Genomic DNA, 24,748 nt, shown 5'->3' on the forward strand with positions numbered 1-24,748 from the left:
TCGTTTCAGGATCCATCCTCTTAGCATTTTTTGTACTTTGCCTTTATCTGTTACCCCAAAAAACAAAAAAGGAGTGTTCCACGTGGAACACTCCTTTTACTTTCACGTAAATCTCTTAAACAGCGGAGCTGAATTTAAATTATTTTTTAGCTTTTTAACTTAAAAAATAATTTTCCTAAAATATAAATTTGGCAGTAAAGTTAGCCAGATTTTAAATTTAAAAATAGATATTAAAGTTCAAAAAAGAACGGTTTTCTCTTAGTCTCATCCCCATTGAGAAGATCCATGGTTTCTGCGTTGTATAGTTTTCCATTGACCATAGTGTAAGTAACACGATCTGTTACTCGAATATCTTCAAGTGGATTACCATCGATCACGATAAGGTCGGCAAGTTTTCCTTGTTTGATTGAACCAATTTGATGATCCATCGCAAAGTGTTTAGCTGGGTTGATCGTTGCTGTTTTGAGTACTTCGAGATTACTCATGCCACCTTGGGCAAACATCCACATCTCCCAATGAGCTGCTAATCCTTCACGCTGACCATGAGCACCGATGTTTGGCTTAATGCCTAAATCGTTCATCTCGTTGGCAACGCGTGCCACGTTGAAATGGTTATAATGTTCATCTGGTGCAGTAGGTCGACGCATTGAACGAGCTTGTAATAGGTCGCTCGGAACAAATTTTGAAAGTCGTGGATGAGCCCAAACATCAGTTTTGTCATACCAATAGTTCTCACCAGATATCCCGCCGTAAGCGACAACGAGAGTTGGGGTATAGCCAACTTCGGTCTGGCTCCAGAACTGTTTAATGTCATTGTAGATTGCACCAGCAGGTAGTGAGTGTTCAATGCCTGTGTGTCCATCTGCGATCATCGAAAGGTTATGTTGCAGTAAACTTCCACCTTCGGGTACGACCATCATCTCTAACTCTCGTGCTGCGGCAATCACTTGCTGCCTCTGATCACGACGAGGTTGGTTGTAACTTTTAACGCTAAATGCGCCCACTTTCTTCAGACGTTCAAGATGGAATTTTGCATCTTCAAGTGAATCGATGTGAGAGGTATAACCTGGCGCGTTGGCACCATAGAGAATTGTTCCGGTAGAGAAAATACGCGGTCCTGCAATATTGCCTGCTTTTTGCTGTTCAGCAGCGGAAAATATTTCAGTGGTATCGTTAGATGGATCATGAATCGCTGTCACACCTAGGGAGAGGTTAGAGTAAAGTTTCCAGTTCTGTTGAGGAATAATCTCACTCTCACCTTGTGCGCCATGGGCGTGTGCATCAAACAGTCCAGGCATTAAACTCTTACCGGTAATATCTATTACTTGTGCATCGCTTGGGATTTCAGTATCAGCGTCGCCGACGGTCAAAATATGATTGTCTTTGACTATCACTACGCCATTATCGATCACCTTATCGTTTTCCATGGTGATGATCTTGCCACCGACAAAAGCAATTGTTCCACGTGGAACATCGGCTTTTTGGGTAAAGCCAAGGTCAGTGATTTTAGGCTCACTTGCCTTGTTGGCTTCACTATCTTTGTCATCTGATTTTTTCGCGCTATAAGCGGTGTCGACATCAACTTGATAAAGCTCTGGGCCTAGGGTCCAGTAAAGTTGGTCGCTATCGTTGTTCCAGCTAATGCTCTCACCAGCACGGACACTCAGTTGAGTAACCGGAAGGTTATTCGCTTTGGGGCCTATGTTGACTGTCTCACCGTGTTTGGCGAAGGGGGTGACCCAAACTTTAAATCGCTCAGCGAAAGCAAGCTGCTTGCCATCTGGTGATACACGGAATTCAGTAGCGTGCTTGCTGGTGTAGTGTACCCGCTTTTGAAAGCCATCTAGATTAATGGATGCTAGTTCTGGAGTTTCACCATGATCCATAAAGTAAACACGATCTGATTCTGCACCAAATTGTGGTTGGTAACCGTCAGGAGTGATCTTAGTATTTTGCTTACCTTTTATATCGACTTTATAAAGTCCTGTTTCCTGTGACCAAGTCCTTGGCGTGATGTAGCCGCCTTTGGCCTTGCGGTAAACTACAAATGAACCATCAGGTGAGAAGGTCGGCTCAACGTATTTTCCTGGTTCATTAGTTAAGGTTTTAACTCGTTTGTTTCTGACGTTAGCGACACGAACGCTACCTTGCTTCTCGTCATCCCAAGTGGTGAATACAATGCTTTTACCATCGCGAGACCACTGAGGAAACAGCTCTCTAAGATCACCGTCTAGCTTGGTCAGACGGCTGCGTTTACCCTCTGATTTTCCGTTAGATAGGGAGTTAACCCAAAGCTTGCCAAGCGCTTCATAGACAACCTTTTTACCGTCAGGTGATACTTGCGCCATTCGGAGCATCTTCACATCAAAGCTATCTTGATCTAAGTCTTGTGTGAAACGAACAGATGGCTGAACATCCAGTTTAGTTTTAACTGAGAAGGGGATCTGTTTAACGGTCTTTGATTCAACATCGAGCTTATTAATTTTGCCGCCAGCCCAGAAGACGATCTCTTCGTTGTCATTGGTCCAGCTCATGGTTGGGTAGACACCATGGATAGCCCATGTCTCCTGCATATCCCTATCAAGTTTGCCATAGAGCTTTTCGGTTTTACCTGACTTTAGGTCAAGCAGGTATAAGGAGGATTGAAAGCCATCGCGTTTGATATAAGCAAGCTTAGTACCATCAGGACTTGGAGTGGGGCGAATTGCACCACCGGTTCCTTCAATGAGCACTTCTATGTCACCGGTTTGAGTGTCATAGCGTTTTATCTTGTAGATGCCTTTGACTGAGTCCTTTGAATAGTGGAACGTCTTACCTGGAGTGGCGTCCTGGCTGAAGTAGATGTAACGGCCGTCAGGGGAGTAAGCTGGCTCACCAAGATCTTTCTGTTCATTAGGACGTTCAGTAAGCTTGATACCTTCACCGCCTGCAACGTGGTACATCCAGACTTCACCGGCACCTAAACTACGAGATCCTGTGTAGTGTTTACGGGCGACTAGGTATTGACAGTCTGGACTCCAAGCTGGGCTGTTTAACAGTCTGAATGTTTCTTGGGTTACTGCTCTTGCGTTGCTGCCATCGGCTTCCATAATCCAGATGTTATCACCACCATCCTCATCCGAGGTGAAGGCGATATACTTACCGTCTGGACTGTAAACGGGTTGCATCTGCCATGCGATACCCTTTGCTATTACCTTAGCTTCCCCACCTTCAATCGGCATCTGGTAGATGTCACCTAACATATCAAATACGATATTCTCACCGTTAGGGCTGACACTGATATTCATCCAGGTGCCTTCAGTCACATTGATATCGACTTGTTGTAGTGGAGCATTGGCTGGGGCGTTGACTTGCCACTCAGCCACTTTTTCTGCTGATGCTTCCTCGGCAAATGAAGGTAAGCTAAAGCTAAGTGCGATTGCTGCACACAGCGGGGTTAATGTATTTTTTAGCATTGAGTCCCTGATCCTTATTGTAGTTATTTCTTGAGTCAGCCTTATTATTTTAAGTTGCATTATTGGCTGCTGTTTAGAGATGTTATGAATTTTAAACTTGTGCTGATTTTACTGTTCGGTAGAACATCACTTGAATTGTTATTATTTGTCGCGATATTAATCTGTATTCTGTATACAAGTTAATTTTTGAGGTTATTTATCGCATATTTAGCAGTTGAGTAAAACAAAAACCGTGTAGTAATTTTGTTAACGAAAATGTTGCTTGGAGAATGGGGTGGGGACTAACTCGGTAACAAATACCCTTGGTATATTTGCTACCGATCTATTCTGTGCAAAACTAGTCGATAAACGAGAGTTGTTGTGGGGCGTCTGCAATGGTGACCACATCACCTTGAGATATTTGTGCATCATTCAAGACGCGACATGTGACACCACCTCGCCAATCTGGTGTGAGTGCTTTCTCTAAACCAGCTTGTGCAATCTCCATCTTTTTACACGGATCGGTTTCACCTGTTATCTCTAATTCTAAGCCGCCAATTTTTAATAGCTTGCCTTTGTCCGCAGCCGAGAAACTATAATCTTTGATCAGTAAGTTGGCGCGTCTGGTAGTCCAGTGAAGTTCGACACTGACCTCTGAACAGACAATGTTCCACTGCTCTTGTGACATCACTGTGACTTGTCGTTTACCGGGACGGCCAAAGAAGTCTTGCTCTACGCCTGCAGACTTAGTGACTTGAGCTGTATCTACCAGCGTCATTGGACCTTGTCTGATTGGCTTAAATCCTATCGCTGATAGTGTTGGCATTTGAGCTCCTGCTGCTTTCATATTCTATTGAGTGCTGAAAGCTTAGGTTCGCCTATAAACCTTTTTGGATCAAGTATTGGTACGGGGTTGTTGCTGTTTGGCTAGCGAGAAGTTTATGATCCATAAACTCACAGAAACTTGGAATGTCACGAGTTGTGGCTGGGTCATCTGCGATGATCAGCAATGTTTCTCCCTGTGCCATTTTACGCACGGATTTGCGTACCATCATGACAGGTTCAGGACACCTAAGCCCTATTGCATCGAGTTGGTGTTGCGCTTGTGAAAATGGATCGCTCATGTGTTTAGCCTAATTGCCAAAATCGCTGTAACAGTGGTGGCTAATATTACGCTAGCCGTAAAACGATGCAAGTTTGGCTGTGTGTTTTGTGAACCTATCCATGTGCTAATTGATTAGACTGAGTCAGTGTTCCACGTGGAACATTTTAGATGCTAAACCGTAATAGGGATGAAGTGTGCTTTGGTCAACTGTTGAAGGCTAGCTGGAGCGAGTTCGATATCTAAGCCGCGCTTTCCGCCACTGACATATATTTGCTCGAGTGCCTGGGCTGAAATGTCGACATAAGTTACGAGGGGGCGTTTCTGTCCGAGAGGACTGACACCTCCGAGCACATATCCGGTAGAGCGTTCGACTTCTTGAGCCGATGCCATGGCAGCCTTTTTAGTACCTGCCGCTTTTGCGAGTAGTTTCATACTGAGCTTTTCTGCTACTGGTATGATAGCGACAACCAGCTTTTCATTGTCCAATTTGGCAACTAAGGTTTTGAACACCAAAGCAGTATCGAGATTTAACTTAGTCGCGGCTTCTATTCCATAGGCACCCGCGTTGGTTTCATGGTGATACTCATGAATTTTATAATCAAGTTTGGCGCGCTTTAAACTATTAATTGCCGGTGTCATCGATTCGCCTTGAATTAGTTTGCCAAAAAACACTCTGAGTAGATCAACTTCTTATATTGATTGGTATTAAATCTAACTGCATTATTAATACATGAACTCCACAGTATTTTACCTCCTCTACTGCCTGCCAGCCCATCTTTTTATAAAGTCCTCCTGAGAGATCTTCTGTTTGCAGATATAGCTGCTGAATGCCCAACTGTTTAGCTTTGCTGAGGATAGACTCTATTAGAGTGCGAGCAGTACCATTGCCGCGATGAGATTCAGATACGTAAACCCCACCTAACCAATGTGAGTTCTCAGGGTAGGTTTTATTCTCTTGGAAACGTAATTGAGCTGCTGCGACTAGCTCACGATTTTTAGTTGCGACTAGCATAAGTGGCACTGTGTCGATATTGAGGTAATCGGCTAATTTAATCGCTAATGCGGCAGTATCACGATTTTGTAAACCAGCGCCATCATCGATATCTCCCCACTGGTTATTATACCAATTTGCGATCTGGGGGATGAAGTCTGGTTTGTCGTGAAGTAGGTTAATGTCCATATTTATTGCCTGTGTTATTCGTTGATTGAAATAACAATAACGCTGCGGTTAACTTGTGTCTATTGGTCAGAAACAAAAACGGCAAGCTCATTGAGCTTGCCGTTTTGTTACTTCAAATATCTGTGTCGTTTATGGACGTTCAAATATCGTCGCAATACCTTGGCCTAGACCAATACACATGGTCGCTAAACCATATTTTGCATCTTTGGCTTCCATCAAGTTGATTAGCGTTGTTGAGATACGAGTACCAGAACAACCCAGTGGATGACCTAGAGCGATAGCGCCACCGTTGAGGTTGATCTTCTCATCAACCACATCCATCAAACCTAAGTCTTTAACACAAGGGAGCGACTGAGCTGCAAAGGCTTCGTTGAGCTCGATAACATCAAGGTCATCTACGCTTAAGCCTGCACGTTCGAGTGCTTTCTTGGTTGCAGGTACTGGACCGTAACCCATAATTGCTGCATCACAACCAGCAACAGCCATAGAGCGAATACGTGCTCTAATTGGCAAGCCTAAAGCTTTTGCTTTCTCCTCTTCCATCACTAACATGGCTGAAGCACCATCTGATAGTGCTGAAGAGGTTCCTGCAGTTACTGTACCGTTTGCAGGGTCAAATGCTGGGCGTAAGCCTGCAAGAGATTCCATCGAGGTTTCAGGGCGGATAACTTCGTCATGCTCGACTAAGATAAGCGCGCCATCAGCATCATGGCCTTCGATTGGATGAATTTCGTTAGCGAAGCGACCTTCAACGGTTGCTGCATGAGCGCGTTGATGTGAACGTACTGCAAACGCATCTTGTTGCTCACGAGTGATACCGTGCATCTTGCCCAACATCTCTGCGGTAAGTCCCATCATGCCAGACGCTTTTGCGACATTATTGGCAAGGCCTGGGTGAAAATCGACACCGTGATTCATCGGGACATGACCCATATGCTCAACACCACCAACGATGAAAGTATCACCTTGGCCAGTCATGATGGCACGCGTTGCCTGGTGAAGTGCATCCATAGATGAACCACAAAGACGGTTGACGGTAACCGCGCCAGCTTCTTTGGGAATGCCAGCAAGTATCGAGGCATTACGAGCAATATTGAAGCCTTGCTCTAGTGTTTGTTGTACACAACCCCAAATAACATCTTCGATATCTTTAGGGTCTAGCTTTGGGTTTCGAACCAATAGTGCTTTCATCAACTCTGCTGAGAGTGTCTCTGCACGTACATTTCTAAATACTCCAGCCTTAGAACGGCCCATGGGAGTACGAATGCAATCTACGATAACGGCTTGTTTCATTGTTCTATTCCTTCCCACTTATTAAACCTGGTAGTAGCTGCCATTATTAGCGGCAAGTTCGCGCATAGCATCAGTTACTTGATATAGGCCACCTAGGTGAGCATATTTATCAGCAAGAGCAACGAAGTTAGCTACACCCATCGTATCGATATAGCGGAATACACCGCCTCTGAATGGTGGGAACCCAAGACCAAATACAAGTCCCATGTCCGCTTCAGCTGGCGTTGCAATAATGCCTTCTTCGAGACAGCGAACTGTTTCGATAATCATAGGGATCATAGTACGAGCAATAATTTCATCGGATTCAAACGCTTTTAGTTCACCAAATTCGTTGCCTAATAGCTTATAACTAGTTGGGTCGACATCTTTCTTTGGCTTACCGCGGCGGTCTACTGAATATGCGTAGAAACCTTTGCTGTTCTTCTGTCCGAAGCGATCTGCTTCAAACATAATGTCGATAGCATCTTTGCCATTTTTACCCATACGATCAGGGAAGCCTTCAGCCATAACAGCTTGAGCATGATGACCTGTGTCGATACCGACTACGTCGAGTAGGTAAGCTGGGCCCATAGGCCAACCGAACTGCTTCTCCATGACTTTATCGATAGCCACAAAATCAGCACCATCTGCAAGCAAACCACTAAAGCCTGCAAAGTAAGGGAAGAGTACGCGGTTGACGAAGAAACCTGGGCAGTCATTAACAACGATTGGGGTTTTACCCATCTTGCTGGCATAAGCCACTACCGATGCGACAGTCTCTTCAGAGCTATGTTCGCCGCGAATAACTTCTACCAGAGGCATCTTGTGTACTGGATTAAAGAAGTGCATGCCACAGAAGCGTTCAGGCTTCTTAAGGCTCTTAGCGAGTAGGTTGATTGAGATTGTTGATGTATTTGAGGTGAGAATAGCGTCATCAGATACATGTTGCTCAACTTCAGCAAGCACCATGGATTTAACTTTTGGATGCTCGACTACAGCTTCAACCACAACATCGACATCTTTTACTGGTGCATAATCAAGTGTCGCGGTGATGTTGTTGAGTACTTTAGCCATTTTCTCTGGCGTTGAACGACCACGTTTAATTTGCGTAGCAAGTAACTTAGATGCTTCGCCTAGGCCAAGTTCGAGAGCTGGCTGTGCAATGTCTTTCATGACAATTGGCGTGCCTTTGCTGGCGCTCTGGTAAGCGATACCGCCACCCATTATGCCAGCGCCAAGTACTGCTGCTGTATCAATCTTTTGCGCCAGTTTACCAGCTTTCTTTGCTTTACCTTTAACGAGTTGGTCGTTAAGGAAGATACCAATTAGTGCTTGAGCTACATCGGTTTTAGCAAGCTTGATAAACGCTTGATGCTCAACTTTTAGTGCATCGGCACGACCGCTTCCGGCGGCTTGCTCAATCACGCTAATAGCCAACATAGGGGCTGGGTAATGCTTGCCTGCAATCTTAAATACCATGCCTTTCGCTGTGGCGAATGACATCATGGCTTCGATTTTTGGTAGGTTCAGTGGCGCCTGCTTTTTAGCTCGGCGAGACTGCCAATCTAATTTCTCTGCAAGGGCATCTTTTAGCATGGCAATTGCCGCTGCTTGTAAGTTTTCCGGTGCGACGACGGCGTCGATAGCGCCTACTGCTAGGGCTGCTTCCGGCTTGTGATCTTTACCTGTTGTGATCCATTCAAGTGCGTTATCGGCACCAATTAGGCGAGGCAAGCGGACTGTTCCGCCAAAGCCTGGGATTAGTCCCAGCTTCGTTTCTGGTAGACCCAATCTAGCGGTGGTGTCAGCAATACGGAAATCGGTTGTGAGTACTGTTTCGAAGCCACCGCCTAATGCAAAACCGTTAATGGCTGAGATAGTTGGAAATGGCAGGTCTTCAATTTTGTTGAAAACATCGTTCGCTTCGGCAATCCAAGGAAGGAGTACACTCTCTTCTTGAGCAAATAAACCGAGGAATTCAGTGATGTCAGCACCGACAATAAAAGCACCTTTTGCTGAAGTTAGGATAAGGGCTTGAATGCTAGTCTCTTGCTTAATCGCGTCTAATGCAGCATTGAGTGAATCTATCGTCTCTCTGTCTAACTTGTTGACAGAGCCGGCAGCGTTAAAGCATAACCGAGCAATATTGTCTTCAAGTAACTCAACCTGAATGGTAGTACTTTGGTAGATCATTGCGTGCTTCCTTTTGCGTGATACCCGTCTGGATTATTATGACTGTAGGGTTGTTTCTCTATCTCAGCGCAGGCCATCAACTGACCAGTTACTGCTCAGTGTGCGACGAATCGAATCAAATTACAACACCCAATTTAAACAGCTGTTTGATTGTTGTCTAGGTGGAGTGATTTTTATGCTTTATGTTAAACTGTTTCTAGTGAAAGAGTTGGCTTTCGATTTACAGAATTAAAATTAATAATAAGGTATAGCATATGGATCAGCTGGCTAGTCATTTTCAATCTCATATAGCAGAATTAAATCATCGTGTTGCAGAGATTGTTTCACGTGAAAACCTGTCCGGTTTGGTGATTCATTCTGGTCAGCCTCATCGACAGTTTCTCGATGATCTGGACTATCCATTTAAAGTTAACCCTCACTTTAAAGCTTGGTTGCCGATCTTAGATAACCCTCACTGTTGGTTGCTTGTTAATGGTCGGGATAAACCTCAGTTAATCTTTTATCGTCCGGTAGACTTCTGGCATAAGGTTGCGGAGCTTCCTTCTGCCTTCTGGGCTGAGCATGTCGACATTAAGTTGCTCACCAAGGCTGATAAGGTCGCTGATTTACTGCCTAATGACATTGGCCAATGGGCGTATATTGGTGAGCACTTAGATGTAGCAGAAGTGCTTGGCTTTAAGATGCGTAATCCTGATGCTGTGATGAGTTATCTGCATTACCATAGAGCGAGCAAAACAGAATACGAATTAGTCTGTATGCGCAAATCTAATGAAATTGCCGTTAAAGGGCATATTGCCGCAAGAAATGCCTTCTTTAATGGCGGCAGTGAGTTTGAGATCCAGCAGGAGTATTTAACGGCGACTAACCAAGGGGAAAATGAAGTCCCTTATGGCAACATCATTGCTTTAAATGAAAATGCTTCTATTTTGCACTACACCAAGCTAGAGCATTTACGCCCGGATACCAGACGTTCTTTCCTTATTGACGCTGGCGCTAATTTTTCAGGATACGCTTCTGATATCACCCGCACGTATGCTTTTGAGAAAAATATCTTTAGTGAGCTCATTGCCGCGATGGATAAGTTGCAGCTAGAGATAGTGGCGATGATGCGTCCAGGTGTTAAGTATGTGGATCTGCATATTGCGACTCATCAAAAAATAGCCAAAATCTTAGTGGAGTTCGATATCGCTTCGGGTGATCCACAAGACTTAGTTGACCAAGGGATCACCAGTGTTTTCTTTCCCCATGGTTTGGGTCATATGTTGGGGCTTCAGGTTCATGATATGGGCGGCTTCCTTCACGATGAACGTGGGACGCATATTGCAGCACCAGATGCACATCCCTTTTTACGATGCACACGTACTTTAGCTACGAACCAAGTGCTCACTATTGAGCCGGGGCTATATATTATTGATTCCCTGCTAAATGAGTTAAAACTCGATGCTAGGAAGAGTGTGGTTAACTGGAAGACAGTTGATCTGTTGCGTCCTTTTGGTGGGATAAGAATAGAAGATAACGTGATTGTTCACGCCGATCGAAATGAGAATATGACTCGAGATTGTGGCTTAGATTAATACCACTGCTTCGCATTGCTATTTAGGCCACTGCGTGGCGAAACAGATTATTGCTCAAGAGATGGAAAAAGCTCGTTGGATTGATGTTTATAGGAATACTGGATGGTAATAAACGATGATTGTATGTGCTTGTTTTTAGAAAAGGTGAATGGTATTGACCGATAGTTATCAGATCCCGTCGGCTGAATTGATCATAGAAGAAGAGATAAAGCATAGTCGCTTTATCTCTTTTCTTTTCCATTGTCAGTCATATGAAGAATTGAAGTGTGCACTTACTAATATAAAAGCTGATTATCCAGGTGCAAGCCATTATTGTTATGCTTTTGTTGCATCGCAACCTGACAATACAGTGGCGATGGGATCCAGTGATGATGGTGAGCCATCAGGGAGCGCAGGTCGTCCGATGTTGGCGACTTTACAGGGAGCGAATGTCGGCGAAATTGGCGCCGTTGTGGTTCGTTATTTCGGCGGCACTAAGTTAGGTGTGGGCGGATTAGTCAGGGCTTATAGTTCAGGCATAAAACAGGGGCTCACCCAGTTACAAACTCAAGTGAAACAGGTCCGTTATCCCGGCTTGCTCGTATGTGACTATGCCCAGTTAAAAGATGTTGAGTATCTTCTTGCTCAATACGATGCTGTGGTAGAGGAGCGAGACTTTATGGAACAGGTCACTGTTAATTTTGCCATTCCCAAACGCTTTCAAACAGAGTTAAATCGGGATTTGGCGACCATGAGCCAAGGCAGTTTAGCGGCTAGCTTTGAGGTGAACTAAGCGTAATTAAGAACAGTGATTTGTTTCTGTGAAGGGTTACAATTTTGTGAGAAACTAGTAGGGTGGCCGAATTGCCACATTATGGATAACGGGCGTTACAAAATCTGAATGCAATATAGAACAATAATAAGAATCACCGGTTTCTTAATGGGACTCTTCTCTCTGACACTACTTCCACCTGCGTTGGTTGCGGTGATCTATAAAGATGGTGGTGGTACTGCTTTTATACAGGCATTTTTCCTCAGTCTGTTTCTTGGTTTCCTGCTTTGGTATCCCAATCGTCATCATAAAAAAGATCTTCGTACTCGAGAAGGTTTCCTGTTAGTCGTACTTTTCTGGGGCGTACTTGGCTCGATAGGTGCAGTGCCATTTATTTTTAGCAGCCAACCGGATCTCAGTATTACAGATAGCTTCTTTGAATCATTTTCAGCCTTGACCACAACTGGGGCTACGGTGATTGTTGGTTTGGACTCCCTGCCTAAGGCTATTTTGTTCTATCGCCACTTATTACAGTGGTTAGGCGGTATGGGGATCATTGTATTAGCCGTGGCTATCCTGCCTATGTTAGGTATCGGAGGGATGCAGCTATACAGGGCTGAAATGCCTGGACCTGTTAAAGACAGTAAGATGACTCCTCGTATTGCTGAGACTGCCAAGGCATTGTGGTACATCTATTTTGCTCTGACAATCGCCTGTGCGTTTGCATATTGGGTTGCGGGGATGGATGTTTTCGACGCTATCTGTCACTCATTTTCGACCATCGCCATTGGCGGATTCTCAACCCATGATGCCAGTATGGGGTACTTCGATAGCACCGCCATTAACATGGTTTGTGTGGTATTCCTCTTGATCGCTGCGCTTAACTTTAGCCTGCATTTTGCTGCGTTTACTCGGCGTGGTATCAACCTTAAGATCTACTTTAAAGATGCTGAATTTAAAGCATTGATCATAGTGCAGCTGGTGTTAACAGGGATCTGTTTCGCTACTCTATATCATTCGGGGATCTATGATTCTCCTGAAGAGACCTTAGATTTCGCGTTATTTCAGGCGGTATCTATCTCGACAACCGCAGGTTTCGGCACCGAGAGCTTCCATATGTGGCCGCTGTTTTTACCTATGCTACTCATCTTCTCAAGCTTTATCGGTGGTTGTGGTGGTTCTACCGCCGGCGGTATTAAGGTCATACGGATGATCTTGCTGCTAAAGCAAGGGTCGAGAGAGCTGAAACGACTGGTTCATCCTCGTGGAATGTTCTCGATTCGTATTGGTGATAAAGCACTGCCCGATAGAATAATCGATGCGGTATGGGGCTTCTTTTCCGCCTATGCTTTAGTTTTTGTGCTGTGTATGCTGTTATTGATGGCCATGGGAATGGATAACATTACCGCCTTTAGTGCCACGGCAGCTTGCTTAAATAACCTAGGTCCCGGTTTAGGTGAAGTGGCGAGTAACTATGCCAGTATCGGTGATGGTGAGAAATGGGTGTTGTTAATGGCCATGCTGTTTGGTCGCCTCGAAGTCTTCACTCTATTAGTACTGTTTACCCCCACATTTTGGAAAAACTAAGGCTGGCAACTTTTACCGGTTAGCTGCACTTAAATACGTTAGCGAAAGATTATTTTAGGATTATAGATGAACAAGACGCTTATTATCTACTCCACTGTTGATGGACAAACACGTGCAATTTGCGAGCTGATTAAAGGGATAAGTCAAACTGCAGAGAGTGAGGTAACCGTCGCTTCACTTGAGGAAGCAAAAGAGCTGAGTTTAGCCAGTTTTGATAAAGTAATGATCGGTGCCAGTATCAGATACGGTAAACATAGGCCTGAGTTGTACCACTATATCAATCACAACCATGCGGTATTGAATGCAAAACAGAATGCTTTTTTTACTGTGAATGTCGTGGCAAGAAAACCTGAGAAGAACACGCCTGAAACTAACCCGTATATGAAGAAATTTCTGGAGTTGTCGCTTTGGAAGCCTCAACAACTGGGTGTATTTGCCGGGAAAATTGATTATCCCAAGTACGGTTTCATCGACAAGACCATGATACGTTTTATCATGTGGATGACCAAAGGACCGACAGATACATCTGGCACCTTTGAATTCACTGATTGGCAGCAAGTCGAAGAGTTCGGTAAGGCGTTTGCCGAAAGGTAAGTCTCTTATATCGATTGGTTTCAATAACAAAGCCTGCGAATAAGCAGGCTTTGTTATTTCTGAATCTGTCTATACCGGTTTAAGCACAGTACTGTTTGTGCAGGATTGAGATGATTTCAGTGACCTGTTCATTTTTAAGTTTGTAGAAAACAACCTGAGAACTCTTGCGAGTAGAGACAAGATCTTGAGCACGTAAAACAGCTAAATGTTGTGACAGGGCTGATTGGCTCAGTGGAATTGTTTCATTCAATTCAGTAACGCTATATTCATTCTCAAGTAACAAACATAAGATCATCAAGCGATAGGGATTGGCAATAGCCTTTAGCCATTTTGCTGCACTTTCAGCATTGGATACCATTGCATCGACATCGATTTCTTTTTGCATTGCGCGACTCACTCCTAGGATTAGCTAATTGAGTTGTATTTTAATGCCAATGATACCGACCCTCACCGAGATCTCAATTCTGTATGTAAATTATATGAGCTAGCGCTAATTTGTGATCAATTGTCCTTTTTATTGTTCGGCATACTGAAACAATAGGGAAAGCTATTAAGATTATAAATTAGGCGTGTTAATGAAATCAGTTCTGGTACTTTATTATTCCCGAGGCGGACATACCGCTAAGATCAGTCGGGCTATCGCTGAGCATATTGAGCGTCAGGGCCACAAATCTAGCGTGATGCACATTAGCGAAGCGGTAAAAGAGGGGATCGATTGGACTCAGTACGACTGCGTCGCATTAGGTGCTTGTGTTATGTATGGCAGCTACGACAAGAGCGTATTTGCATTTACCACTGAGCATGAAGCAGCATTAAGTGAGAAGCCGAATAGTTTTTATAGCGTCAATGTTGTGGCTCGTAACCCAGAAAAGCGAGTGCCAGAGAACAACAAATATTTGCAGAAGTTTATCGAACTTTCTCCATGGAAACCCAAGGACGTGAAAGTGATCGCTGGTAAGGTGGATTATCCTTCATGGCGTTGGTGGGACAGATTGGCTATCCAGATGATCATGAAAATGACCGATGGCCCAACCGATCCTAAATCAGTTATCGATTACACTGATTGGGAAGACGTCAAAGTCTATGCTGATCACCTGATTAGTCTGGCTGACTAATCTTCTACTTTGTAGCCCTTCGGTTTCATCATGAAATCGAAGGCTGCGTCAGTTCTATTCTCCTAACCAGCTCACTAAAAGGGATTCGTCGACGACGCCACTTTTACTATGAGACTGACCATTACTTTCAAAAAAGTAACTGCGTGGTAGTTCTCCATACCAGTTGGGGTCGATAATAAAACGACTTTGAGCACCTTGATCCGCTGCAAAGTGAAAATTAGGTAAATCCATCAGTTGGAATTTATTTATAATTTCACGACGTCTAAGAAGTGTCTCTTCACTTGCATCGGTATTAATCAGTACCACATTGAGATCAGCCTGCTTTTTATTCAGCTTTTGAATCATGTCCAATTCTTTAAAACAAGGCGGGCAGTCAACAGACCACAATAGCATTAACCACTTTTCTCCCATGTTTTGCTTTTTAATCCCCGTTAGCTGTTCTTGAGTGAGCACTATTGAAGAGGCATAGACATAGTGTGTGGTAAACAGGATTGGCATTAGTAACATGAGCAGGAATCTTTTTAGAAAGTTCATAATGCTTGCACCCAGTGACCTTGTTGTAATCTGTGCCAGGAAACAAAACTCTTACCGTCATTTTTTATAATAAATGGGCGGTCAGCCCCTTCCGATGACGTGGCTAATAACTTCGCATCAGTAAATGACTTGCCGTAATCATTTGAACCTTGATGCCAGAGTTGATGCTTAATACCATTGAACTGTGTCCAAACGATGTCCACTTTGCTGCCAAGAGTATTGATATGGGGGTGGGCTGCTTGAGCGGATTGCATACCAACACCAATTGGCTTTGTTAGCGACTCTCCTTGATCATCGCTTGATGCGTAAAAAATTCCCTTGCCCAAATCACCTTGGTTAAACCAGACCATATGGTAGCGGTTGTTTTGATCAATGCTGATGGCGCCACCTTGATGCGGGCAACCATCAATTTTCCAGTGGTCATGGCTTATTTGAACGGGTTTGAGGGGAGGGCTTTCATTTTGAGTCAGCGTGAGTAATGCAAACTCGCGAATGTTATCTAGGTAAATGTGTCGCCATAATATCGCTAATTCACCTTGAGTATTGGTATCAAGGGCGATGCGGCAGCATACACAGGTATTATTGGCTAATTGTTGATTAGAGAAAGTGAACTGTTTTTTCCGGTAATTAGCCTCGCCAAAATATAGGGCTGAACCATTTGTTTGTTTTCCCTCTAATCTACGTTGGTGTGCTAAACGTGAATCAAGCCAAACCATGGATACTTCACCTTCATCAGTGACTCGCATCTCATTAAAGCTATGGCCAATGTCTAGTCCGTCATTATTAACGGTCACGGGTACGGTAAAGGTTTTGCCATAGTCTTTTGAATAGGAAAAGCGAACATCCGCTGTATATCTTTTTTCTTTTGGCATCACCCACGACAGGTAAACGCCTTGATACTGGTCAAAAGCAATTTTAGGACGGTTTTCATTACGAGCAGATATCTTTTCTTTCTCTACATTCACTTGTCGAACGGAAGAGAATGTTACTCCTTTGTCTTTTGATACTTGGAAGTACATATGGCCTTTTAGCGCCCATAAACGCCATAAATCACTATTGGGGGCAAATGCTGTGGTCACGGTTTTTGCACAGGTGATCTCATTCTGCATACATGTCGTCGCGTCTTTTGTTGTCGCTTGCATGATGTGGTGCTTATGAGCGGCTTTGACGTTTGTACTGGCCATTAATAATATCAATAAACAGCCAATACAGGATAATAAAAGAGGATTAGATGTGTGCATATTGGACTTTACCATTGGTAGTTTACGCCGACGTAAGCGGTTATTGGAGCGCCGGGAGAGTATTGTGCTTTGCCATATCGGTATGAGGCTTCTTGAGCATATTCCTCATTCGTCACATTTAATATTCTGGCATTGAATGACAGTTGCTCTGATGCTTGATATAGCGCTTTTATATTCGCTATCGTGTAGCCGTCTTCAATACGGTCAATGCCATTATCATCTTGGCTGTTAGCATCATCTAACCAGTACTCCCCAATAGATTGCAGTTCTAACATGCCAGTAAAACCTTCAAGAAATCTAGGCATGTAGCGCAAACGTAAATTGGCGATATAATCAGGTGCTGCCGCCATCTCGTTACCTGAATATTCGTCATGTTGATCAAATTCATGTTTAGACTTGCTATAAGCAGCACTGATATTGAGTTGTTCATTCATTTCCCAGGCCACTGAGACTTCAAAACCTTTATGGATAACACGGGTTGCGTTGGTTAAATACCGTTGACCTTCATCGTTATAGGCATGAACAATTCCATCATCTACATCCATATAATAAAGGGCTGTATCAAAAGAGATTGCTTGCCAGTTAGCTTTATAACCAAGCTCATAGGTGTTTGATATTTCTGGATCAACGGCTTTGGCATCACCATTATCTTTAATGGTTAAATGATACAAGCTACTCGCCGTTGGTAAGCGGAAACTGTTGGCATAACGTAGATAAAGACTGCTGTCTGGTGTCAGATGATAATTTAAACTGGCTTTCGGACTGAAATGATTAAACCTATCTGTTCTATCTTCAAGGCTACGTTTTCCATGGCCAATATCACCGTAAACACCTAAGTGGTTACTAAAGTTATATTGCGCATAGTCATATCGTGCTCCAAAGGTTAAATCGAGGTTGGTGACAATATTGCGCTTGTATTGAATGTATGGGGAGACACTGATGTATTCAGTGGTGTCATCATAGAACTTCTCACCTTTAGTAAAGGTATCGGCTTTGTAACCCGTGGTTGTAAAGTCGAGAGGTTGGTAAGAAAGCTGCTCGCCTTTGGTAAGCTCGATATCCAAACCGACAGTGGTATCGCTGTCACTTTCACCGCCATTAGAGTGTTCAAAATTGGCCAATGCTAACAAGCCCAATGTTTGCATTTTAGACTCTACTTTTGGCATGTTCTGATTCCAGGTCGCAGTGTAATCATTGGTGCGGTAACGATAATACGGAATCAACGAGAAATAATTATCGTCGGCAATTTTGTCCCACTGGCTAGAGAGTCGGATATATTGGGTTTTACGTAATGGATCACTCGCTAAAACGGCATCTGATAATCCTGAGTTTGTTCTGTCGGTGTTATATAAGCTCTCTGTTAAATTCGCTGCCATCTCTTGTTCGAGATCTGACATCACCAAAGAGGTCACTAAGTGTTCATCATCACCTAGGTCTAATTCATGGCGCAGTGTTATCTCTGCGCGCTTTGATCCTGTGTGGTCGCGCCAACCCTCATTGTCTAGGTATGAAGCTGATACTCTAAAGCCTTGGGTCGAAGATAATATATTGCTATGACTCAATAGCACCTTAGAATATTCATTTTCCCCTAGCATTAAACCTATCTCTGTTTCAGGAGACTCTGCCACCTCTTCTGATAAAATATTAACGGTTGCTGCAACAGCACCCGAACCATATAAGGCTGTTCCCGCCCCCTTTAGTACTTCCATTCGGGCAATATTCGAATTGAAACTAGACCACCAAAGCGCATTGTGATTAAAAAATGCTGGAGATTGCAGTGGAACATTATCCTGTAAGAATAAATAGTACCCGCTGGTGTTCATCGGCATTCTGATGGCGGTTTTGTGGCCTTGTCCACCAGATAGTTGATCAACAAGCACACCTGAAATACTGTTCAGTGACTCTGCTACATGTTGACCATTATCAATGGTGAGTTCTTCTTTGCTAATCCCTTGTAATGACATAGCAAGGTCGGTATCTAAAGACTGCTGACGTGTTGCTGTTACGGTAATACGCTCAATATTGATGTCGTTATGCGCAGGTAACAAGATTTCAGCTAAGACAGGGCAGCAAGATTGACTAATAAGAAGAGAAAGCAGCGAGATTTTTACTTTTATAGTCATAAAAATAAGTATTCTTTGAATATTCTTGGTGTTGCTATTATGTGTGCTTCTTTGTTTGCTGTGATGTGACAAAGTGTCGCACTTGTTGCATTTTGTTGTACCTGGGAATTAACGTTCATTTTTTTGTCAATTAAATCAAATGGTTAATGTGGGTGCGAGACATTAAGCAGCGATGAGCTTGTCACCTTCGACAGCTAGGAAGCTGTCGAAGTGTTTAGGGATATGGCTTATGAAATTTGGCAGCATAGGAGCTGAGTCTTCAGATAATAGTTCTAAACAATCAAGCCATCAAATGAACTTAAAAACTAGTATTTCCAAAACTGAGGGTGAAAAAGAACTGCCACTGTCAGTATCTCTAAGCGACCTAACAGCATGCCTATCGCTAATGCCCATTTTGCGACATCTGGTAGAGTGGAGAAGTTTCCTGCTGGGCCTATCGTACTGCCTAATCCTGGGCCTACGTTGGTGACGGCGGTGATCGCACCAGTAAAGCTAGTAACGGGATCGAGGCCTGTTAATACCAAGATAATAGAGAGGACAACGATAACCATCATAAACAGCAAGATAAAAGTCACCAAAGAGCGAACGATATCATCACTGATGATTCGGTTGTTGTAGCGCTCTTTAAATACACCACTAGGGTGAAATTGCTGTTTTAGTTGTTCTCGCATGATAGCGCCAGCTATCTGGAAGCGGAAAATCTTAATGCCTCCAGAGGTTGAGCCTGAACAACTGCCAGCAAACATAAGGAAGAGAAAGGCTATATTGGCTAGCGCGCCCCATGCGGTGTAGTCGGTAAGGCCATAGCCTGTCGTGGTCACAACGGAAACCACATTGAAACTGGCTAAACGCAAGGCATCAAGTGGGGTCATCTCGTGTCCGAGCCAAAGCCAGAAAGCTAAGCCGATAGAGACCGTGGTGATAAAGAGAATAAAGCCTTTTACCTGCGCGTCATTCCAAACCCATAGTGAACGTTGCTGAATACAGTTAACGAACATTAAAAGTGGTAAGCCTCCTGCTGCCATAAATACCACACCAACCCAGTGTGCCTGATTAGAAAAGGCCGCCATCGAACTGTCGGACGTGGAGTATCCACCGGTCGACAGCGTAGTCATTGCATGGTTTATTGCTTGAAACCAGCTCATCCCAGATAGATGATAAGCGACTCCACACAGTATGGTGAGTAGGATGTAGATGTAGAAAAGATGCTTAGCCATATCTTGAGTTCTGGGAATGGCTTTGTCGCTCCAATCGGAGGATTCGGTACGAAACAGTCTCATACCACCGACATTGAGGAAGGGCAGTACCGCAACAGCCATAACAATGAAACCTATTCCTCCCATCCATTGCAGCAAGGAGCGCCAGATCAGAATACTGTGATCCATGGTATCGAGCCCAGACAAAACAGTAGAGCCTGTGGTGGTGATCCCCGACATGGTTTCGAAAAAAGCATCGGTATAATTAATGCCGTGATACAAGGTGAAAGGCATGGCAGCAAAGAAGCTGACGATAAGCCAGGTTAAACTGGTTAACAGAAACATATCCCGAATATTGAGATTGAGGTTTCTGCTTCGTCCCTGATGTATGCAAGCACTGGCTGTGGTGCCGGTGACTAATGAGGAGATCATAAATGCGCCCACAGTCTCTTCGCCATAAAAAAGAGCAAAGATCAGTGGGATAAACATAAAGACTGTCAGAGTTGACAGAAAAATGCCCAAAATAAATAGCAGAGGTCGAAGGTTCAGCATAGTGCTTAAATCCTTTGAAATCGTATGAAGGTGGTTAGCTGCTACGCAAACCTTTAGAAGAAGAAAGCACTCGGTTGGAAGAGTTTCTCTACTTCACCAACAAACTTCTTGTTCACGAGGAAGAGAATAACGTGATCTCCCTGTTCAATAATGGTGTTGTCGTGCGCCATCAGTACTTCATCGTCACGGACAATGGCGCCAATGGTGGTACTTGGCGGTAACTTTATTTCGCCAATCTTCTTACCGACGACTTTAGAGGTTTTTGCATCACCATGGGCGATAGCTTCAATTGCCTCTGCAGCACCACGTCTTAGTGAATATACGTTACAGATGTCACCTTGCCTGATATGGGTCAGTAGTGCGGATATGGTGGCTTGTTGCGGTGAGATCGCGATATCAATATTGGCTTCTTGAACGATATCGACGTAGGCCTCACGTTGAATAAGTACCATAACCTTCTTGGCACCCATACGTTTAGCCAGTAGCGCAGCCATAATGTTGGCTTCATCATCGTTGGTGACAGCGATAAACACGTCGGTTTGATCGATATGTTCTTCGAGTAGCAACTCTTGATCTGAGGCATCACCACAAAAGACGGTGGTATTATCGAGTTTTTCAGATAGCTCTTCAGCTCGCTCTTGTCTGTGCTCTATCAGCTTGACGGAATGGTTACGTTGCAGTTGTTTGGCTAAGCCAAAACCGATATTACCGCCGCCGGCTATCATGATATTGCGATAAGTATTATCCAGCTTTTGCATTTCACTCATCACTGCACGAACATGGCGACTATCGGCAAGGAAGAAAACCTCATCATCAGCTTCGATGATGGTGGTTCCTCTTGGCAAAATAGATTTACCTTGCCTAAAGATAGCAGCTACCCGGGTATCAATATTCGGCATATGTTCACGCAATGCAGCGAGTGCATTACCGACAAGTGGGCCACCATAATAGGCACGAACAGCCACTAAACTTAAGCGGCCTTCAGCAAACTCGAGTACTTGCAGCGCGCCTGGATATTCGACTAAACGGCGGATATAGGCAGTGACAAGCTGTTCGGGTGCGATCAGCTCATCAATAATAAAACCACCACGAGGACTGTTATCATTTTTCTTGGTTTCACTATTGATAAATAACTTATCGCGAAGGCCTAAATATTGTTCGGAGCGGATCCGGGCAATTTTAGTGGGTGTACCAAATAACGAATAGGCGATCTGACAAGCGGCCATATTACATTCATCGCTGTTAGTCACAGCAATCAACATATCGGCATCTTCAGCCCCCGCTTCTTTCAAAGTACTGGGATGAGCGCCATGGCCGAATACCACCCGCAGATCGTATTTATCTTGCAAGGAGCGTAATCTTCGTCTGTCATTATCGACAACAGTGATGTCGTTATTCTCACCGACTAAGTTTTCCGCTAAGGTGCCACCCACCTGACCTGCACCTAAAATGATAATCTTCATGGCCTTTGCTTTATCCCTTTACTAGGCGTGCGTAATAGAATCCATCCATATTCTCCATCCCCGGAGTGATCTGCCAGCCTATATCATCAGGATTTGGCTGCTCTGAGATCGCAACCAGTGTTGCATCATCAGCTCTTTCAAGGAAAGCACTAATCTGCTGTGCGTTTTCTTGAGGAAGAATTGAGCAAGTTGCATATAGGAGTGTGCCACCTGGCTTTAACCACTTCCAGCAATGATCTAATATTTTGCTTTGTAACTGAGCCAACTCTTCGATATCGGACTGCTTTCTTAACCACTTAATATCTGGGTGACGACGTATCACCCCCGTAGCAGAGCAAGGAGCATCAAGTAAGATTCGATCAAATTTTTCACCAGACCACCAAGCATCAATATCGGCCGCATCGCCATGAACGAGCTTGGCATTTAGCCCAAGACGATCGAGGTTTTGCTGCACTCGCTCAAGACGGTTTTCATCAAAGTCGACTGCGACTAATTCGATATTCGCACGTTCGAGTAGATGGCAGGTTTTACCGCCGGGAGCGGCACAAGCGTCGAGAATCAACTCGCCATCGACTGGAGCCAACAAGGTCGCTGCCCATTGTGCTGCGCCATCTTGAACGGAAGCTGCACCAGTCTCAAACCCTGGAAGTTGCATTACATCTTTAGGGCTCTCAAGTAAAATCGCATCGCTACTTTTACCGGCAGAGGCTGGGATATCAGCTTCGGTTAATAGCGCAAGATATTCATCACGGCTTTGTGAGCGCATGTTGTTACGCAACCACATGGGAGGGCGTTGATGGCTATTTTCAATGACGGTTTGCCAGTTTTCAGGATAGGCTTGCTTTAGGCTCTTAACAATCCAAGCTGGAGTGTTATACATCAAGGTGTCGTTGTCGGTTGGTAACGGCTTTTCTTGACGTTGAATATTACGTAGTACACCGTTGACAACTTTAACAAGGCCGTCGAATTTCAATTGACGACACGCTTCGGCTGTTTCAGAAATGGCGGCATGACTAGGGATGCGAGTGAAATAGAGTTGGTAGCAACCCACTAGCAGCAGTTGATGCAAAATTCGTTGCTTACCTTTGAGCGGCTTGGCCATACAATCGCTGACCAACTTGTCTAGTTGCGGTAGCTGACGCATCACACCGTAACTGAGCTCGGCTAGCAAGGCTTTATCTTTGCCACTTTCACAATGCTTCTGTTGTTCGGGCAGAGCTACTGAGAGTGAGATCCCTTTTTCTAATACTTGAAAAACGACCTTTGCCGCGAGTGCACGCAAATTCATATTATTAAGCCTCTTTTGTACAGTTTAAGCGTGTGCCAGGCGTAAACCATTCACCACGAGAATTCAGGATATCACCGACATTGAGCGGTTTTTTTCCTGGAAGTTGCATATTTAGCAGCGTCAGTACGCCCTCACCAGTCGCGACATCAATGCCTTCTTTGCTTGCAGAGATGATAGTACCGGCCGCAGCGTTAGATTCAACAAGACTGACCTTGGCCTCTCTGACCTTAATGCTGGCATCTTGATGCGTGAAGTGACTTATTGGCCAAGGGTTGAAAGCTCTGATCTCCCGCCAAAGCTGAACTGCTGGCTTATTCCAATCAAGCTCAGCTTCCTCTTTACTTAGCTTCTCTGCGTAGTTAGCCAGTGATTCATCTTGTTTTTCGGCAACGAGTTCACCTTTTGCCAGACCTGCTAACGCTTCTATTAAGGCGTCAGGCCCTTGATTTGCAAGTTTTTCATATAGACTAGCTGAGGTGTCGTTATCTTCGATTGGCAGTTGCGTCTTTAAGAGCATATCGCCAGTATCGAGCCCGATATCCATCTGCATTATGGTGACACCAGTTTCACTATCACCAGCCCAAAGTGCACGCTGTATCGGAGCCGCGCCACGCCAGCGAGGCAAGATTGAACCATGAACATTGATACAACCTAGCTTTGGCGTATCTAAAACCACCTTAGGCAAAATGAGTCCATAGGCCACTACAACCATGATATCCGCATTAAGGCTGGCCAGTTCCGCTTGTGCTTCCTCGTCTCTTAACGATGCTGGTTGAAAGACTGGAATGTTGTTTTCCATTGCCAGCATTTTAACCGGGCTGGCTTGTAGCTTTTTGCCTCGGCCCGCAGGCTTGTCTACGCGAGAGTAGACGCCAATGACATTATGTTCAGAGTTAATCAATGCTTGAAGGTGACGAGCAGCAAAATCCGGTGTACCAGCAAAAATAACGTTTAATGGTTTCAAAAAATCTCTATCCTTTTTTCTCTTCAAGACGCGCGGCTTTTTCAAGTTTTTGCTTTATTCTCTGTCGTTTTAGTGGCGACAGGTAATCGACAAACAACTTACCTTTTAGGTGGTCTAATTCATGCTGTAAACAGATAGCAAATAAACCATCAGCTTCTAAGGTAAATGCATTACCTTCGCGATCTAATGCTTTTATGGTGACCAATTCAGCACGTTCGACATCAGCATAGATCCCAGGCACGGAAAGGCAGCCCTCTTCATTGGCGAAGTGGCCGCTACTGGCTGTGATCTCTAAATTAATAAAGACTTTTGGTCTTTCAACCTCATCTTGAAGATCCATCACGATCAATTGATGGTGGTAATCAACTTGAGTTGCGGCTAGCCCGATCCCTTTTTCGTGGTACATTGTTTCTAACATGTTATCTATTTGAGTTTGCAAGCCTGCGTTAAACTCGCTAATAGGCTTGGCAATCGAACGTAGTCTCTCATCTGGGAAACGTAAAACTTTTAATAAATTCATACTTAAACTCTTAACAAGTCTGTCAAATCTTTATCAGTTGGTTATACTGACTTTAGCTAATG

21 protein-coding genes are annotated in these 24,748 nt (G+C 44.2%); 5 read left to right on the top strand and 16 right to left on the bottom strand.

The features are described from left to right. Positions 1-230: 230 nt before the first annotated feature. The 7 genes from FN961_RS17075 to fadB form a co-directional block, all read right to left on the bottom strand. Positions 231-3,455 (bottom strand): amidohydrolase family protein, encoded by a 3,225-nt coding sequence (locus FN961_RS17075; protein ID WP_144041387.1) that lies wholly within the window; start codon positions 3,453-3,455, stop codon positions 231-233. 337 nt (positions 3,456-3,792) lie between these two features. Continuing rightward, positions 3,793-4,260, bottom strand: a complete 468-nt coding sequence (locus FN961_RS17080; RefSeq protein WP_144041388.1) for an MOSC domain-containing protein — start codon at positions 4,258-4,260, stop codon at positions 3,793-3,795. Positions 4,261-4,312: 52 nt separating this feature from the next. Next, positions 4,313-4,558 (bottom strand): sulfurtransferase TusA, encoded by a 246-nt coding sequence (gene tusA, locus FN961_RS17085; protein ID WP_144041389.1) that lies wholly within the window; start codon positions 4,556-4,558, stop codon positions 4,313-4,315. Positions 4,559-4,710: 152 nt separating this feature from the next. Then, positions 4,711-5,178: a Cys-tRNA(Pro) deacylase gene (gene ybaK, locus FN961_RS17090; protein ID WP_144041390.1), complete on the bottom strand. Its 468-nt coding sequence runs from the start codon at positions 5,176-5,178 to the stop codon at positions 4,711-4,713. 43 nt (positions 5,179-5,221) lie between these two features. Then, the gene (locus tag FN961_RS17095) at positions 5,222-5,719 is read right to left on the bottom strand and encodes a GNAT family N-acetyltransferase (RefSeq protein ID WP_144041391.1); all 498 of its coding nucleotides are present in this window, start codon (positions 5,717-5,719) and stop codon (positions 5,222-5,224) included. A 129-nt stretch (positions 5,720-5,848) separates the two neighbouring features. Continuing rightward, positions 5,849-7,012 (bottom strand): acetyl-CoA C-acyltransferase FadA, encoded by a 1,164-nt coding sequence (fadA, locus tag FN961_RS17100; RefSeq protein ID WP_144041392.1) that lies wholly within the window; start codon positions 7,010-7,012, stop codon positions 5,849-5,851. Positions 7,013-7,033: 21 nt separating this feature from the next. Then, positions 7,034-9,184, bottom strand: coding sequence for a fatty acid oxidation complex subunit alpha FadB (gene fadB / locus FN961_RS17105; RefSeq protein ID WP_144041393.1), 2,151 nt, complete (start codon positions 9,182-9,184; stop codon positions 7,034-7,036). Positions 9,185-9,438: 254 nt separating this feature from the next. Here fadB and pepQ point away from each other — a divergent pair, with 254 nt between their 5' ends. The 4 genes from pepQ (at position 9,439) to hemG (FN961_RS17125) (ending at position 13,690) form a co-directional block, all read left to right on the top strand. Then, on the top strand, positions 9,439-10,758 hold the full coding sequence (gene pepQ / locus FN961_RS17110; protein ID WP_144041394.1) for a Xaa-Pro dipeptidase: 1,320 nt from the start codon (positions 9,439-9,441) through the stop codon (positions 10,756-10,758). Positions 10,759-10,912: 154 nt separating this feature from the next. Further along, on the top strand, positions 10,913-11,530 hold the full coding sequence (locus FN961_RS17115; RefSeq protein WP_144041395.1) for a YigZ family protein: 618 nt from the start codon (positions 10,913-10,915) through the stop codon (positions 11,528-11,530). Between the two features lie 108 nt (positions 11,531-11,638). Further along, complete coding sequence (locus tag FN961_RS17120; protein WP_144041396.1) at positions 11,639-13,096, top strand: TrkH family potassium uptake protein; 1,458 nt, start codon at positions 11,639-11,641, stop codon at positions 13,094-13,096. A gap of 66 nt (positions 13,097-13,162) precedes the next feature. Continuing rightward, entirely contained in the window at positions 13,163-13,690 is a 528-nt protein-coding gene (gene hemG, locus FN961_RS17125) for a menaquinone-dependent protoporphyrinogen IX dehydrogenase (RefSeq protein WP_144041397.1), read from the top strand. A gap of 79 nt (positions 13,691-13,769) precedes the next feature. Here hemG (FN961_RS17125) and FN961_RS17130 read toward each other — a convergent pair whose 3' ends face one another. Next, positions 13,770-14,075: an ArsR/SmtB family transcription factor gene (locus tag FN961_RS17130; protein ID WP_144041398.1), complete on the bottom strand. Its 306-nt coding sequence runs from the start codon at positions 14,073-14,075 to the stop codon at positions 13,770-13,772. A 190-nt stretch (positions 14,076-14,265) separates the two neighbouring features. Here FN961_RS17130 and hemG (FN961_RS17135) point away from each other — a divergent pair, with 190 nt between their 5' ends. Further along, positions 14,266-14,805, top strand: a complete 540-nt coding sequence (hemG, locus tag FN961_RS17135; protein ID WP_144041399.1) for a menaquinone-dependent protoporphyrinogen IX dehydrogenase — start codon at positions 14,266-14,268, stop codon at positions 14,803-14,805. Positions 14,806-14,859: 54 nt separating this feature from the next. Here the strand turns inward: hemG (FN961_RS17135) and FN961_RS17140 are convergent, their stop codons facing one another. The 8 genes from FN961_RS17140 to def form a co-directional block, all read right to left on the bottom strand. Further along, entirely contained in the window at positions 14,860-15,312 is a 453-nt protein-coding gene (locus FN961_RS17140; protein ID WP_144041400.1) for a TlpA family protein disulfide reductase, read from the bottom strand. Positions 15,313-15,335: 23 nt separating this feature from the next. Next, the gene (locus tag FN961_RS17145; RefSeq protein WP_229814718.1) at positions 15,336-16,580 is read right to left on the bottom strand and encodes an exo-alpha-sialidase; all 1,245 of its coding nucleotides are present in this window, start codon (positions 16,578-16,580) and stop codon (positions 15,336-15,338) included. An 8-nt stretch (positions 16,581-16,588) separates the two neighbouring features. After that, on the bottom strand, positions 16,589-18,703 hold the full coding sequence (locus tag FN961_RS17150; protein WP_144041402.1) for a TonB-dependent receptor: 2,115 nt from the start codon (positions 18,701-18,703) through the stop codon (positions 16,589-16,591). 305 nt (positions 18,704-19,008) lie between these two features. Continuing rightward, positions 19,009-20,451, bottom strand: coding sequence for a TrkH family potassium uptake protein (locus FN961_RS17155; RefSeq protein ID WP_144041403.1), 1,443 nt, complete (start codon positions 20,449-20,451; stop codon positions 19,009-19,011). Between the two features lie 53 nt (positions 20,452-20,504). Continuing rightward, entirely contained in the window at positions 20,505-21,914 is a 1,410-nt protein-coding gene (gene trkA / locus FN961_RS17160; RefSeq protein WP_144041404.1) for a Trk system potassium transporter TrkA, read from the bottom strand. A gap of 10 nt (positions 21,915-21,924) precedes the next feature. Next, on the bottom strand, positions 21,925-23,202 hold the full coding sequence (rsmB, locus tag FN961_RS17165; protein ID WP_144041405.1) for a 16S rRNA (cytosine(967)-C(5))-methyltransferase RsmB: 1,278 nt from the start codon (positions 23,200-23,202) through the stop codon (positions 21,925-21,927). 4 nt (positions 23,203-23,206) lie between these two features. Next, positions 23,207-24,166 carry a methionyl-tRNA formyltransferase gene (gene fmt / locus FN961_RS17170; RefSeq protein ID WP_144041406.1) on the bottom strand — a complete coding sequence of 320 codons (960 nt, stop codon included), beginning with the start codon at positions 24,164-24,166 and terminating at the stop codon, positions 23,207-23,209. Positions 24,167-24,173: 7 nt separating this feature from the next. Continuing rightward, a complete protein-coding gene (def, locus tag FN961_RS17175) occupies positions 24,174-24,686 on the bottom strand; it encodes a peptide deformylase (protein ID WP_144041407.1) in 513 nt (170 codons plus the stop codon). Between the last annotated feature and the right edge of the window lie 62 nt (positions 24,687-24,748).

The organism is Shewanella hanedai (genome assembly GCF_007197645.1).
GTDB lineage: Bacteria > Pseudomonadota > Gammaproteobacteria > Enterobacterales > Shewanellaceae > Shewanella > Shewanella hanedai.

Coding starts and splice junctions, on each gene's coding strand:
- FN961_RS17075 (WP_144041387.1), bottom strand. CDS start 3,455: ATGCTAAAAAATACATTAACCCCGCTGTGTGCAGCAATCGCACTTAGC.
- FN961_RS17080 (WP_144041388.1), bottom strand. CDS start 4,260: ATGCCAACACTATCAGCGATAGGATTTAAGCCAATCAGACAAGGTCCA.
- tusA (WP_144041389.1), bottom strand. CDS start 4,558: ATGAGCGATCCATTTTCACAAGCGCAACACCAACTCGATGCAATAGGG.
- ybaK (WP_144041390.1), bottom strand. CDS start 5,178: ATGACACCGGCAATTAATAGTTTAAAGCGCGCCAAACTTGATTATAAA.
- FN961_RS17095 (WP_144041391.1), bottom strand. CDS start 5,719: ATGGACATTAACCTACTTCACGACAAACCAGACTTCATCCCCCAGATC.
- fadA (WP_144041392.1), bottom strand. CDS start 7,012: ATGAAACAAGCCGTTATCGTAGATTGCATTCGTACTCCCATGGGCCGT.
- fadB (WP_144041393.1), bottom strand. CDS start 9,184: ATGATCTACCAAAGTACTACCATTCAGGTTGAGTTACTTGAAGACAAT.
- pepQ (WP_144041394.1), top strand. CDS start 9,439: ATGGATCAGCTGGCTAGTCATTTTCAATCTCATATAGCAGAATTAAAT.
- FN961_RS17120 (WP_144041396.1), top strand. CDS start 11,639: ATGCAATATAGAACAATAATAAGAATCACCGGTTTCTTAATGGGACTC.
- hemG (WP_144041397.1), top strand. CDS start 13,163: ATGAACAAGACGCTTATTATCTACTCCACTGTTGATGGACAAACACGT.
- FN961_RS17130 (WP_144041398.1), bottom strand. CDS start 14,075: ATGCAAAAAGAAATCGATGTCGATGCAATGGTATCCAATGCTGAAAGT.
- hemG (WP_144041399.1), top strand. CDS start 14,266: ATGAAATCAGTTCTGGTACTTTATTATTCCCGAGGCGGACATACCGCT.
- FN961_RS17140 (WP_144041400.1), bottom strand. CDS start 15,312: ATGTTACTAATGCCAATCCTGTTTACCACACACTATGTCTATGCCTCT.
- FN961_RS17145 (WP_229814718.1), bottom strand. CDS start 16,580: ATGCACACATCTAATCCTCTTTTATTATCCTGTATTGGCTGTTTATTG.
- FN961_RS17150 (WP_144041402.1), bottom strand. CDS start 18,703: ATGACTATAAAAGTAAAAATCTCGCTGCTTTCTCTTCTTATTAGTCAA.
- FN961_RS17155 (WP_144041403.1), bottom strand. CDS start 20,451: ATGCTGAACCTTCGACCTCTGCTATTTATTTTGGGCATTTTTCTGTCA.
- trkA (WP_144041404.1), bottom strand. CDS start 21,914: ATGAAGATTATCATTTTAGGTGCAGGTCAGGTGGGTGGCACCTTAGCG.
- rsmB (WP_144041405.1), bottom strand. CDS start 23,202: ATGAATTTGCGTGCACTCGCGGCAAAGGTCGTTTTTCAAGTATTAGAA.
- def (WP_144041407.1), bottom strand. CDS start 24,686: ATGAATTTATTAAAAGTTTTACGTTTCCCAGATGAGAGACTACGTTCG.